This is a genomic window from Chitinophaga japonensis, from assembly GCF_007830125.1.
In the GTDB taxonomy this organism is placed as follows: Bacteria; Bacteroidota; Bacteroidia; order Chitinophagales; family Chitinophagaceae; genus Chitinophaga; species Chitinophaga japonensis.
This window is the reverse complement of sequence record NZ_VLLG01000004.1, coordinates 469,379-482,385: the sequence shown is the minus strand read 5'-3', so window position 1 is coordinate 482,385 and position 13,007 is coordinate 469,379. Positions and strand designations below refer to the sequence as shown.

At 48.2% G+C, this 13,007-nt stretch carries 12 protein-coding genes; 11 read left to right on the top strand and 1 reads right to left on the bottom strand.

Going from position 1 to position 13,007, the window contains the following annotated elements; genetic code table 11:
* Positions 1–2,562: RHS repeat-associated core domain-containing protein (locus LX66_RS19120; RefSeq protein ID WP_317130579.1), on the top strand; the 2,562-nt coding region annotated here is incomplete at its 5' end.
* A gap of 27 nt (positions 2,563–2,589) precedes the next feature.
* The gene (locus LX66_RS19115) at positions 2,590–2,922 is read left to right on the top strand and encodes a hypothetical protein (RefSeq protein WP_211366375.1); all 333 of its coding nucleotides are present in this window, start codon (positions 2,590–2,592) and stop codon (positions 2,920–2,922) included.
* 48 nt (positions 2,923–2,970) lie between these two features.
* Here the strand turns inward: LX66_RS19115 and LX66_RS19110 are convergent, their stop codons facing one another.
* The gene (locus LX66_RS19110; RefSeq protein WP_145716533.1) at positions 2,971–3,306 is read right to left on the bottom strand and encodes a helix-turn-helix domain-containing protein; all 336 of its coding nucleotides are present in this window, start codon (positions 3,304–3,306) and stop codon (positions 2,971–2,973) included.
* 149 nt (positions 3,307–3,455) lie between these two features.
* On the opposite strand from LX66_RS19110, the gene LX66_RS19105 reads away from it, so the two are divergent.
* The 9 genes from LX66_RS19105 to LX66_RS28395 all read left to right on the top strand — a co-directional run bounded on the left by LX66_RS19105 (position 3,456) and on the right by LX66_RS28395 (position 13,006).
* The gene (locus tag LX66_RS19105) at positions 3,456–3,725 is read left to right on the top strand and encodes a CHC2 zinc finger domain-containing protein (RefSeq protein WP_145716531.1); all 270 of its coding nucleotides are present in this window, start codon (positions 3,456–3,458) and stop codon (positions 3,723–3,725) included.
* A 65-nt stretch (positions 3,726–3,790) separates the two neighbouring features.
* Complete coding sequence (locus LX66_RS19100; RefSeq protein WP_145716530.1) at positions 3,791–6,127, top strand: toprim domain-containing protein; 2,337 nt, start codon at positions 3,791–3,793, stop codon at positions 6,125–6,127.
* Positions 6,128–6,277: 150 nt separating this feature from the next.
* Positions 6,278–7,177 carry a tyrosine-type recombinase/integrase gene (locus tag LX66_RS19095; RefSeq protein WP_145716528.1) on the top strand — a complete coding sequence of 300 codons (900 nt, stop codon included), beginning with the start codon at positions 6,278–6,280 and terminating at the stop codon, positions 7,175–7,177.
* Positions 7,174–7,404 carry a site-specific integrase gene (locus tag LX66_RS19090; RefSeq protein WP_145716526.1) on the top strand — a complete coding sequence of 77 codons (231 nt, stop codon included), beginning with the start codon at positions 7,174–7,176 and terminating at the stop codon, positions 7,402–7,404. The genes LX66_RS19095 and LX66_RS19090 overlap by 4 nt, the downstream gene beginning before the upstream one ends.
* On the top strand, positions 7,405–8,031 hold the full coding sequence (locus LX66_RS19085) for a tyrosine-type recombinase/integrase (protein WP_145716524.1): 627 nt from the start codon (positions 7,405–7,407) through the stop codon (positions 8,029–8,031).
* 1,614 nt (positions 8,032–9,645) lie between these two features.
* A complete protein-coding gene (locus LX66_RS19080) occupies positions 9,646–10,077 on the top strand; it encodes a hypothetical protein (protein ID WP_145716522.1) in 432 nt (143 codons plus the stop codon).
* Positions 10,077–11,114 carry an RHS repeat domain-containing protein gene (locus LX66_RS19075; protein WP_317130586.1) on the top strand — a complete coding sequence of 346 codons (1,038 nt, stop codon included), beginning with the start codon at positions 10,077–10,079 and terminating at the stop codon, positions 11,112–11,114. The genes LX66_RS19080 and LX66_RS19075 overlap by 1 nt, the downstream gene beginning before the upstream one ends.
* A gap of 3 nt (positions 11,115–11,117) precedes the next feature.
* Positions 11,118–11,660, top strand: coding sequence for a hypothetical protein (locus LX66_RS19070; RefSeq protein WP_145716518.1), 543 nt, complete (start codon positions 11,118–11,120; stop codon positions 11,658–11,660).
* A 266-nt stretch (positions 11,661–11,926) separates the two neighbouring features.
* Entirely contained in the window at positions 11,927–13,006 is a 1,080-nt protein-coding gene (locus tag LX66_RS28395) for an RHS repeat-associated core domain-containing protein (RefSeq protein WP_211366373.1), read from the top strand.
* Position 13,007 lies beyond the last annotated feature (1 nt).

Genomic DNA, 13,007 nt, shown 5'->3' with positions numbered 1-13,007 from the left:
TACAACATCCGGGGCTGGCTGCAGGGTATCAACAAGGATTATGTAAATGACGGCAGCAGCACATCTACGGCAAGGTGGTTTGGCCAGGTGCTGAACTATGACTATGGCTTCAGTGCCAACCAGTATAACGGTAACATTGCCGGGATCAAATGGAGAGGGCGCAATGACAATATTCCCCGTGTCTACGGTTACAGCTATGACAATGTCAACCGGCTTACGAAAGCCGATTTCCGGCGTCGGACTGGCAGCGACTGGACCGTTACCAGCAATGCCACGGAAGACTTTTCTGTCAGCAACCTGACCTACGATCCCAATGGCAACATTAAAACCATGACCCAGAAGGGGATGATAGGCACGGCTATCTCCACTATTGACCAGTTGAGCTATGGTTATAAAGAGACCAGTGAAGCCAGCAACAAGCTGCGGGTGGTAGGCGATGGCGGCGTTAACACCGCCACCGCCAAATTGGGCGACTTCATTAACGGTACGAACACCGGCGATGATTACGATTATGACGCCAACGGGAACCTTACTAAAGATTTGAACAAGAACATTACGGCCATCACCTACAACCACCTGAACCTGCCGGAGCTGATCACCATCAGCGGTAAGGGCAGTATCCGGTACCAGTATGATGCTGCCGGCAATAAGCTGAAAAAGACGGTTACCGATAATACCGGCAGTACTCCGAAGATCACCACCACGGACTACATGGGCAGCTTCGTATACAGCAACAACCAACTGGAGTTGATCAGCCATGAAGAGGGCCGTATCCGGCCGGTATTCAACAACGGGCAGTTGCAACAATATGTATACGATTACTTCCTGAAAGACCACCTGGGTAATGTCCGCACCGTGCTGACCACGCAGACCAGCTTTGACATGTACACGGCCACCATGGAAACAGAGAGTGCTGCTACAGAAGCCGCCCTGTTCAGCAACGTGGAGGAGACCCGTACCGCCAGGCCGGTAGGTTACCCGCAGGATGAGACTACCCCCAAGAACGAATTTGTCGCCAGGCTGAACGCAAAGAGCGGTGGTAAGAAGATCGGCCCATCCCTGGTGCTCAGGGTCATGGCTGGCGATACGATCCAGGTAGGGGCCAGGGCTTTCTACAAATCCACCGGTCCAAAGGATAATAAGTCCGTTACCCCGGAAGATATGGTAGCCAGCCTGTTACAGGCATTTGGGGGTGAAAACACCGGCAATGCGTCCCATGCTGCCCGCCAGGCGGAGCAGCTATCTCCCTTCCGGAACCTTTCCGGCAATGATTATCAACGCCTGAAGGAGAAGGACCCGGACAACAAAGGACCGCAGGATAAACCCCGTGCCTACCTGAATTTTGTTTTATTCGATGACCAGTTTAACTTAGTGGAGGAGAACAGTGGTGTACGGCAGGTGAAAGCCACGCCGGATGAGCTGCAGACCCTGGTGGTAGAGAAGATGCCGGTGGCAAAGAGTGGTTTCCTGCACGTGTATACGAGCAATGAAACCCAGCAGGATGTGTTCTTTGATAATGTAGTGGTGAATACCATACAAGGGCCTTTACTGGAGGAGACGCATTATTATCCGTTTGGGTTGACGATGGCGGGGATAAGTAGTCAATCATTACCAGCCAGGTTGATTAACCGGTATAAATACAATGGTAAAGAGCTACAGAACCAGGAGTTCAGCGATGGCAGCGGGTTAGAGTGGTATGATTATGGGGCGAGAATGTATGATCAGCAGTTGGGGGTATGGCATGTAATAGACCCGCTAGCTGATCAGATGCGTAGATGGAGTCCCTATGTTTATGCCTTTGATAACCCGATAAGATTTATTGACCCGGATGGTATGATGCCAGGCGGACCCTGGCCTACCTGGAACGATGTTAAAAAGGCGGGTAAAGCTTTGGCGGGTGGTGTTGGTGGAGCTGTTATAGGTACAGTTGATAATCTAAGTGGAATTGGTTTTAGGGCTGCTGTTGCTGGTAATATTTCAGATCCATCTATTGCGTCTGGTTGGAACACAGGGCTGGATGTGGCAGATGTTGGAGCTATGTTAGGTGGTCGGAGTGCTCAAGTGGGTGGTGCTGGGGTGGCGGCATCAGCTGTAACAGTAACCGTAGCGAGCGGCGCCCTGGCAACAGAAGTTAGTGCACCGGTTGCACTGGGCGGTCTAGTAATCTCTGCAATTGGAACAGTATTGAATGGGAATGGAACTGCAAATTTTGCTTCGCAAAATGGTAGAGTCAACATAGGAGAGTATCAATCTCCAGGCGAATTACCCCGTACATCTGGTGGAGAGCCAGCTCCCGACCCTGCAGCCACGGGGCCACATACACAACTTGGTTCAAGAGAAGGACGGAACGGTACTTATAATCAGGCCCGGGAGTTTGACCAGAATGGAAGACCTGTTAAAGATATTGACTTTACAGATCATGGCCGGCCTAATCAACATACTAATCCACACCAACATCCTTATGTTGAAAATCCTACGGGTGGCACAATGCAACGTGGTAACCAGCAACCGCTTAATGTAGATTATCAGAGATATTTACCATGGGTACAACAAAATCGTTAATGTGATTAAAATTGAAAAATTAAGGATATGTGGACACCTATTTCTTATGATGAGTTAAATACTAAAATATTAGAATTTGAGAAAGCTCAAGTGGGAGGGCTACAGCGTTTTTGGTTTGCAATAAAAATCAATCCTGAAAAATGGGAAGAAGCAACTTACGGCACAGAAGGTGGCGGCTTTTGGGTTGTTGCTTTGATTGGGAAATCGGTAATATGGTATAACGATATTGAAGAGGGGTTCAATATATCAAAGTATAATGATTATGGTATAATATCTGAATATTGGAGTAATCAGGATGAACTTGATGTAGTAGTAAGTTCACTTTGGAAGACTATAATATCGGGGAACATCAATAGCTAACAGTTGTAATATTTATAGGCAGCCGCAGGCGTTAGTCTGCGGCTTTTATCATTTATGGCTATACGTTTTTTTGTTTTTAAAGTCCCTGATCATAATATCAATATGGTTAAGGATATAATCTTTGGCCTCACCAGGTAAAGCGTTAATATCTTCCAGTCGTTTTAAAGTGGTTTTATCCAATACCAGGTTAGTTTTACCTACCAGGTAATCAATAGACACCGCCAGGGCGTCCGCAATTTTGATAATGACCTCAATGGATGGGGTCATGATGTTGCGTTCATAGCGGCCAATAATGTCCCCGGAAGTGCCAATCTGTTTACCTAGATCGGCCTGGGATAAGCCTTTTTGCTTGCGCAGCAGCATAATATGTTCTCCAATGGTCATACTGAAACGTATTAAAATAGACCCATTTTGACGGGTTTATGCAAAAATACTCTACCTATAGGTATTAATCAAAACGTATAAAACTTGGTTTGTAAAGATGGATGCGTTGCATTTGCGACCAATAGGTAGTAGTAAAAAATTTTTCCACAATGGAGATCAAGGAGATCAAACAGCAGTTATCTATCCTGGAAGTGGCCGCGCATTACGGTTTAAAGCCGGACCGTTATAACCGGCTGCTCTGCCCGTTCCATGCGGATAAGACGCCGAGCCTGCAGTTGTACCCCAAGACAGATACATTTTGCTGTTTTTCTTCCAACTGCAGCGCCGGCACAGGCGACCAGCTACAGTTTATCCAGCTGCTGGAAAAATGCAGTAAGCATGAGGCTATTATGAAAGCCCAATCCATGCTGAACGCATAACGCCAAACGCTCAGGCAGCATTAACAGCCGGCAGTGCCGCGGACTTGCTGGAACGGGATGCGTTAATGGCGAAGGTGTTCAGCTACTTTAAGATAGCCTTACCCCGTACTAAAAAAGCTATCAGTTACCTGCAGCAAAGAGGTATTAACTACCAGGCGCATGAGGTGGGTTATAACAGCGGCGGGTTGCACCAGGAGAGTAAAAATCACCACCTGGTCAGCAGCATGGTAAAATACGGGCTGCTAAAGCCTAATGTTGCTCATGGGCATAGCGTGTGGGCTAAAGATTGCGTGATCTTCCCATTGCGCAACCAGGAACATAAGGTTGTATCTCTTTATGGCCGCAGCATCAGTAATGACAGTGATCAGCGGCATTTTTACCTGAGCGGCCGAACCGGCCTTTATCCATGTTACCCGGACGGTGCAGTTACAAGGTTAATACTCACGGAAAGTGTAATCGATGCGGCCAGCTTGTTACAGCAGGCGGAGATTTTTGGAGAGTACGGAGTATTAGCCTTGTATGGCACTAATGGGTTAACGCAGGAGCATCAGCAGGCGATACTTGCCTGCAGCGGTTTACAGGAGATCATTTTTATGCTGGACGGCGATGCTGCCGGACGTGCGGCTACGGTCAAACATGCCGGCACGCTGGCGGGGCTGCTGCCGCAGGTAAAGATGACAGGTGTAGCGCTACCGGATGGAGAGGATGTTAACAGCGTGCTGCAGTCGCATGATGACAGCCAGGTGTTAGCAGACCTGATAGCCGGGCGGCAACCGGTTACGTTTTATTCTTCAGTTGAAAAAGAAAATCCGGCACCTGAAACCCTTACCCCGTCTATGCCACAGGCTACGGATACCAGGTTAAACACGTCCAACCCGGAGCTGCTCACCTACGATGGGGACCAGCTACATATTACCGTATTGGGCGGTATCAAGCTCACGGGGCTGGACCGGCTGCGGGTCACGCTGAAGGTGGAGCACCGGCATAAACCGTTACTGCCGGTACGTCATAACCTGGACCTGTATAATCATAGTCACAGCGAACAGCTGATCAGTAAGCTGTCGGAAGCGTTTGACATTAGCCTGCAGGTAGTTACGGGGCTGATAGCCGGGTTAACGGGCGCGTTGGAAGGTTACCGGGCGCTGCGGCTGGAGCGCCTGCAGCCGCAGCCGGCAGCAAAGCCGGAGCTCACGGCAGCGGAGCGGCAGGCGGCTATTAATTACTTACAACAGCCGGAGCTGCTGCGCCGTACCAGCGAAGATATAGGGCGTTCAGGCATCGTTGGTGAAACCGTCAATCGCTTAATAGCGTACCTGGTGTACAGCAGCCGAAAGCAAGCCACGCCTTTGCATATTATGTTCCTGGGTTCCAGCGGTAGCGGTAAAACGTACCTGCAGGAGAAGGTGAGCGAGCTGATACCAACAGATGATAAAATAGAGATCACGCAGATCACGGAGAACGCTTTTTATTACTTCCGGCAGGAAGAGCTGAAACATAAGCTGCTGTTGATAGAAGACCTGGACGGCGCGGAATCATCGCTATACCCGCTGCGTGAGCTGCAGAGCAAGCGGCGTATATCCAAGACGGTGACGCTGAAGGACAGCAAAGGCCACCTGAAAACGATCACGGTTACAGTAGAAGGTCCGGTAAGCGTGAGCGGCTGCACCACCAGGGAGAAGCTGTATGAGGATAACGCCAACCGCTGCCTGCTGCTGTATGTGGATGGCAGTAAGGAGAAGGACGGGCATATTATGGAGTACCAGACGCGGTTAAGCGCGGGGCTCGTCGATCAGAGCCAGCAGCAGGTGGTAAAGCAGCTGTTCAGGCACGTGCAGCAGGTGTTGCAGCCGGTACGGGTGGTGAATCCATACGCGGCTTATATCCGGTTGCCGGAGCAGATTTTTAAGCCGCGCAGAACCATGACGCTGCTGTTATCGTTTATAGAAACGGTGACTTTTTATCATCAGTACCAGCGGGAAGTAAAGCGGGACAGCAGCGGCAGTGCTTATATAGAAACGACGCCGGAGGATATACGGGCAGCGTTCGGGTTGTTAAAGGAAGTGCTGTTCAGCAAGGGTGACGAGCTTGCGAAGGCTACCCGTAATTTTTTGGAGCAGCTGAAAGCCTGGCTGTCATCCAGCGGGCAGGAAAGCTTTACGCCCCAGCAGATAAGGAAGGCGTTTAGGTTGCCGCCTCGTACGCTGCAGCGTTATATACGGGAACTGTATCAGTATGGATACTTACGCCAGGTAAGTGGGTATAAGCACCGTAAGGGTTTTGAATATGCGGTAGCGGATGGAAGCGAGTACGATCAACTCACCGGCATAATAGAAGAGCAGCTGCAGCATGTTTTATCACAAATCGGGTCTACTACGCCTACTACGCCAGTACTGCGCCAGTAAGTTAGTGGCGCAGTAAACGTCGCCACAGGCAAGAGTTTAGGCTACTACGCCAACTGCGCCAGTGAAAAAGACTATAGTAGTAAAATTTTGTTTCTCCTCATATACCTGTTATCCCTATACCCCCTCTTTTACCATCAAATTTTACCAGCTATGGAACCAGTATACTTATTACAGAGTAATGAGCATGTATTGTTATGTGCCGGCTTTAAGCAGTGGCTGCAAACGTTGGGGTATGCAGATAGCAGTGTTTATAGCCTGCCGAAACACGCGCAGGAGTTTTTGCATTACCAGGAACAGCAGGGTAAGCACAGTCTGCAGCAGTTGGTAGCCGGCGATGCCGTTGCTTTTATAGAGGTTTTGAAGACGAGAACGGGCATACGTAGCCGGCGTGGTCATAGTAATAATCATATTAACAAGTATATCCAGGCTTTGCAACTGTTCAGCAGTTACGTGCGCCAGACGGGTAAAAGTGGAATAGGCTTTACGCTGAAACGGCTGGAAGAAGACCGCAATACCCCGGTATGGTTAACGGTTGGGGAGGTACAGGCGCTGTACGGGGCTACGGATGATAGTGTGTTGGGCATCCGTGCCCCTGCTATGCTGGCGGTGTATTACGGTTGTGGGTTGCGGCTAAATGAAGGCGCCAGCCTGGAAGTAAAAGACGTACTCAGGGAGCGGGGCTTGCTGTATGTGCGTAAGGGTAAAGGTTATAAGGAGCGTTATGTGCCGATCAGCGGGCTGTCCGGTGAGCTGCTGGCGTTGTATATAGATTACGCGCGTCCGCAGCTGTTGCAAAAGGCTACGGAAAAGCTGTTTATCGGGGCAAATAAGGGCGTAGCGCTCCTGGACCAGAGTTTATATGTACGGATAAAGCAGTTGGAAAAAAAAGCCCGTATAAGGAAAAATATAGGTACGCATACCCTGCGGCACAGTATTGCCACGCATCTGTTACAAAGCGGTATGGAGCTGGAGCAGATACAGGAGTTTTTAGGACATGCGGTACTGGACAGTACGCAGATTTACACTCACCTGGTAAATGATGTATTATGATGTTTACAGCTTATTTACAGCAAAAGCAGTTTAGCGGTGGCACTATCCGCACGTATGAAAAGAGTTTATCTCAGTTTATGACCTGGTTAGGCCAGGAACAGTTAAGCGCAGCAGATGTGACCTATGCAGAGTTGTTGGACTTTATCCGCTGGCTGCAGGATAAAGGGAAAAGCAAAAGGACCGTAAGCGGTGTTTTATGCGTGTTGCGCCATTACTTCAGCTACTAGGTGGCCGTTGGGTTGCGGACGGATAACCCGGCAGCAGGGGTATTTATCAAGGGGCTGCCGCGTAAGCTGCCGGGTAACCTGTTAACGGTGTCTGAAATGCAGCACCTTTATGATCAGTACCGGATACAGCTACGTGTAGACCTGAGCAAGAAGATCATGCTGGGGCTGTTTGTGTACCAGGGGTTAACCACCGATGAAGTAGGCCGGCTGCAGGCACGGGACCTACGGTTAAATGAAGGAAAGATTTTTATCCATGGGGGTAAGTACCGCAATGAGCGTTGGTTGAAGCTGGAAGCGGTGCAGATGATGGATTTACAGGCTTATCTGAAGGCCAACAAGTTCAAGGAAGGGACATTACTTGTAGAACAGAAGAAAGGATTTACCGGTAAATACAACATCATTAACCAGGTAGCCTGGATGTTGAAACAGTTGCGGGAGCAAAATCCCGGCGTATTGACTGCGCAGCTGCTACGCAGTAGTGTTATTGCCGGATGGTTAAAGCAGTATAATCTGCGCCAGGTGCAGTACATGGCCGGGCATAGGTATGTAAGCAGTACGCAGCGTTATGAGCAGTGTAACCTGGATGATCTGCAAAACGCGTTAAAAAAGTATCATCCTATGGGTTGAGGAATGCGTTAAAATGAGGTGATTTTAGCCATTTTTTTTATAGGAGGAAAGATCAAAGGCTGATAGTGAGATCGTTTATTTTGAGCGAATTTAAGCGGGTTCTAAGCGCTATTTTTTAAGTGCACAAGATTTAGATTTTTTTTAAAAGGTAGGAAGTATAGGCCACTCCCCAGCAGCAGGCCAAAATGTGGGAAATGAAGTCAGAAAGAAGATTGACAAATATGTCTTTAATAACTTCCATTACAAAGCGAATATACGAAAATCTGATCAAGGTGTTTAACTCCTGTTCCCTATGCCAGACAGGAATCGAACCGGCGGTTCGAATCCCTCTCTCCGCACCGGTAAGACGTGTTGGTTCAAATCCAGTTCTGGGCACTAAAGACAAACAGCGTCAGAGTCTGTCGTACTTGCGTAAAGCTATGGGCAACTGCTTAGAAGGCAGTAGGTCCAGGGTTCGATTCTTGCTTTTTGCTCCCCGGTATTGTAAAGAGCACCAGATTGTGGTTCTGGGGGTCTAAAGGAGAGCTGGTTGATATCCGGCGTCATCCATCAACATCAGTGACAGCGCAAAACCCAGCGAAACAGGGAAAGCGGTCAGCGGTCATCACGGCTTCCCGATAAAAAACCGCGCCAGGTAGCCCCACCCGCAAATCCCACGCCCTGCGTACCTGTCACGGTTTTGCCTGCGCTTCGTGCTGCCGCTGTCCGGCGCCTGGTGCGTATGTGCCCTGCCCGCATGCCCTTCCTTTGCACATCCGCGGCGCCTCCACCACCTGCGTCCGCCACCTGCCAACCACCCTGGCCTTATCTTTTTTATTTGCCGTCCGCTGCGCTCCCGGCTGTTAATAAGGCCGCAGGCGCGGCCTGCGGGTGCCTGCCTGCAGCCGCAGGGTGTTAGTAGTGCGGTGTTACAACGGCTGCAGTCCCGGCCCCCGCGGCCAGGGTGGAATGGCGGCCTGTGGCGGTGGTACTCCGGTTAAGCGGGAGCTTATAGCTGCCGGGGGGTGGTTCCCTGATGGGTTGCCCTTCGGGCAATAGGATAGCGGCAGGAATGCTATTAAGCGCCCGAACAACCCTGAACAGCATAAAAAACAGCTTCAGCAAATTTATTGCGGCGTGCTACCGCGCCGGCTCACGCGCAGTACCTGCCGCCCGTGCCGCCAAAAGGTTCGGCATAAAAAGCGACAGTATAAGCCATCCCCGTCAAAGCCTGCACCAGCGCCGTCAAGTTATCAGCGTCAGTAATCCACGCATTTTTATTCCGCGTTCCTTTTGGCCTTGCCCATACGCCGCTAATGGCTGGCCGCTAAGCTGTTCTTTGCTGCTTACTATTTTTTTATCATCAAAAACATATATCCAATGGAATTATTATGGTTTTTAAATCCTTCACTGGATGCCGATTACGGGCGGTATGCCTGTTGTGATTGTGGTACCGCCTTTTACTACTCCCCGCGTTTAATATGCCACTGTAATAAGTGTGCTATCAAAGCTTTACGGTGTATGCTGTCAGAAACCAAAGATGAAGCCCGGCGGTGTGAGCTGCAGGAGCAGATAGCGCTATTAACCGACTGTTGCAGTTAATATTTATTGTATCACTTTTAAACCATCCTTATTATGGAAAACAAAACAACCAACAATGCCCCAACCGTTCCGCCTTTAAGGGCAACCGCACGCTGTATTAGCCTGCAGGTGCCGGAGCAGGTACATTTATTATGCAAGCTGCTGGGCGTGGAGCTTAGCGGTGTGCTGCAGCGTTTTATTAATGACCTGGGGCATGGCCTTTACGGAACCAATGGCAGCAGCGAACGGTGGCAGGCTATTGAGTATTTTATGGAATGCGGCTACGGGCTGCACAATTATGGAGAACATGACATCCACCAAATGTTTTACGAGTTGGAGCAGCTGCGTAACCGTTGGGCAGGCGGTGATCAGGCAGCGGAGCAGGAGTATGCAGCCTGGCGTGTGCGTTACCTGGTGCAATGGTATAGGGCATGGCTGGAAAAAAGGCGCCCGGGCACGATGACCCAGGCACTTGAGTTGCTTTAATACTTGTCCGCATTAAAAGCAGTTCAATCTACGTAAAATCCAGGTCACAGCAATGGCCTGGATTTTTTTGTTCAATTGAAAAAGAGAAAGGGTTATTTTTAGGGGTAATAGAGTTCTTTGAAGGCTGTTTTTTTAGGGACGGTAATTACTATCCTTTTGGGTTGACCATGGCTGGAATCAGCACGAATGCGTTGGTGGGGACGAATTATCCGGAGAATAGAAGGAAGTACAATAACATAGAGTTTACAACCGACCTGGATCTGGATATTTACGATGCATTTTATCGTAATTTGGACCCGCAGATAGGCAGATGGAACCAGATAGATCCGAAGATTGAGAATATGGAGGCGTGGTCTCCGTACGCATTTAACTATGATAATCCGGTCCGGTATAATGACTTTTTGGGTGACGAACCAGGTGGGCCAGGACTGTTAGATAAATTGGGTGCTGCAATAGTAGAAACGGGCCAACAAGTGTTGTCTGCAACAGCAGGCGCAGTAAATGCTTTCGTGTCCGATAACTTAGTGGGAGTTGGAAGAATTGATGTTGATAACACAGGACTTATAGGAAATAACGCTATTGCTTATCAGGTAGGTCAAAAGATAGGAGATGCTACAGCAGTATATACAGGCGTTATAGAGGATGTTACGGCGGGAGCTGGTGAAGTCTTTAGTTTGGGAGGTGCTACAGTTGTTGCTGTTCCTGTAATAGTACATGGAACAACTACAATTGTTATGGGGATTAAGAATTTATTCAAGCCCATTAAATACATGGGGAGCAATAAGAAGGGCCCAAGGGATTTGGTACAGGAAGCAAAGGCCACTCAAGCAAAAGAAGCTGCAGCTAAAGAGCGAGCAACAAAACGACAACAGGCTACTGCGCAAGGAAAGAGTAAAACGAGAAACAGCAATCGAGAAGTTAGAGGAGAACATAATACTAGTCAAAGTGGGAATAGCCGTAATAAGCATGAAAATGCAAATGCTAGAAGAGCTAGAGAACAGAAGGCAGCGGATGCCGCTAAAAAGAAAAAACAGTAGAGTATGAATAGAGATAGTGTTTTGCAAGAATTTCGTGATACGATAACAAAAGATTCATTAAAAGCAAGAAACCTCATTAGAAAACTAAACTATAAGGATGATCCTTATCTTTTGCAATGTATTGCTCAAACTTATCTGGATGAGAGCCGTTTTAATGAAGATGGGATACAAAGGGAATATTTAGATTGGAGAAAATGGAGAATGGCAGAAAGATATATAATTAAAGCATTTGAACTTGACTCTAATTGTTTAATAGTGCTTTATACTATGGGGTCATTACGGAAATCTTCCGGACAAGCGGATATCGCAATATATTGCTTTGAGAAAATTATAAAACTAGGCATAAAAGCAGAAAGCCTTTGTCAGAACCAACTTACCGTTTCGTTGGCTAATGAATTGGTGAATGATAGCAAATTTGAACTATATCGTTTGTACCGTTATAAAGATCCAGTCCTTTCAAAGAAATATTTGTATAGCTATAGAAGAAAGTTAAAGAAGGGAGTGAATACAATCTTTCGACCGTTGGAAGATTTTTTATTAGGGTAATGTCAGTACGATTTTTCATTGAGCGAGGGTGTATGTACACCGCTGGTGAGAGGGTGTAGCGTTGGTTATCCTCATACCACAATATGCCAACTAAGTAAACCGCAAGAATTGGGTGCTTATTCTGTTATGGGCAGGAAGAAGCCTGGGAAGTGTAAAATAAACTGTGTCAGGTTCTGATTTCATTGTTTGGAACCCCACGCCAGGGGTAGGGAGCTTTATTCGATGACCAGTTTAACTTAGTAGATGAGAACAGCGGTGTACGGCAGGTGAAAGCCACGCCAGACGAGCTGCAGACCCTGGCGGTAGACAAGATACCGGTGGCCAAGAGTGGTTTCCTGTATGTATACACGAGCAATGAGACCCAACAGGATGTGTTCTTTGATAATGTAGTGGTAAATACGATCCAGGGCCCCTTGCTGGAGGAGACGCATTATTATCCGTTTGGACTCACAATGAATGGGATTTCTTCTAATGCGCTTAAAGGTGTGAATTATCCGGAGAATCGGAAGAAATATAATGGAATAGAACATACAACAGATTTGGATCTCAATCAATACGATGCTTTTTATAGAAATCTCGATCCACAGATAGGAAGATGGTGGCAGGTTGATCCTAAACCGACAGATTGGGAAAGTCCTTATATTGCGATGAGTAACAATCCCATCAGATACAAGGATTTCCTGGGAGATACTTCTACTCTGCCCAAATATGTGAGCGCTCCTGCCAATGCGGTTGGAAGCACAGCAAAAGGTGCACTATTCGGATTGAATGGCAGATACCAGTTGGAGCCGGTAAGAGGTGCAACGGTAACAGGTTTAAGGGACACCCAATTGGGAAGGATAAGTAAAACTACTGGTAAAGCTGTTGGCGAATGGGCTGTACGGGTAGATAACCCTCATGGTGGGGCACCCACCCCGCATTTGAATATAAACCCCAAAGTTACCGGAGTTCCCGATCCACATACACCTATATCTGCAGGAACATTGAAAACATTAGGAACAGCAGGGCAGGTAATGGAAGGAGTAGGGAAAGTGGCTAAACCGGTAGCGGTAGTAACAGATGTATTACAAGTGGGAATTGCGATAAAAACTGATATTCAGGAAGGTAAATCAGGAGATAATACAATTGTAGCCGGAGGTAGAGTTGCCGGAAGTTGGGGAGGAGCGCTGACGGGTGCTGCAATAGGAGCTAAGGGAGGAGCTTTCATCGGATCGTTTGCAGGACCGGCAGGTACGGCGGTTGGTGGTTTTGTTGGTGGGCTTGGAGGAGGAATCATAGGGGGGATTTTGGGATCAATGGGAGGAGAAACTGTCGGTGAAAAAATAGTTGAACTTAAAAATGAATAGC

What these genes read in the sequence shown, in the direction of transcription:
- LX66_RS19095 (WP_145716528.1), top strand. Translation starts at nt 6,278, where the DNA reads ATGGAACCAGTATACTTATTACAGAGTAATGAGCATGTATTGTTATGT.
- LX66_RS19105 (WP_145716531.1), top strand. Translation starts at nt 3,456, where the DNA reads ATGGAGATCAAGGAGATCAAACAGCAGTTATCTATCCTGGAAGTGGCC.
- LX66_RS19115 (WP_211366375.1), top strand. Translation starts at nt 2,590, where the DNA reads ATGTGGACACCTATTTCTTATGATGAGTTAAATACTAAAATATTAGAA.
- LX66_RS19110 (WP_145716533.1), bottom strand. Translation starts at nt 3,306, where the DNA reads ATGACCATTGGAGAACATATTATGCTGCTGCGCAAGCAAAAAGGCTTA.
- LX66_RS19080 (WP_145716522.1), top strand. Translation starts at nt 9,646, where the DNA reads ATGGAAAACAAAACAACCAACAATGCCCCAACCGTTCCGCCTTTAAGG.
- LX66_RS19090 (WP_145716526.1), top strand. Translation starts at nt 7,174, where the DNA reads ATGATGTTTACAGCTTATTTACAGCAAAAGCAGTTTAGCGGTGGCACT.
- LX66_RS19100 (WP_145716530.1), top strand. Translation starts at nt 3,791, where the DNA reads ATGGCGAAGGTGTTCAGCTACTTTAAGATAGCCTTACCCCGTACTAAA.
- LX66_RS19070 (WP_145716518.1), top strand. Translation starts at nt 11,118, where the DNA reads ATGAATAGAGATAGTGTTTTGCAAGAATTTCGTGATACGATAACAAAA.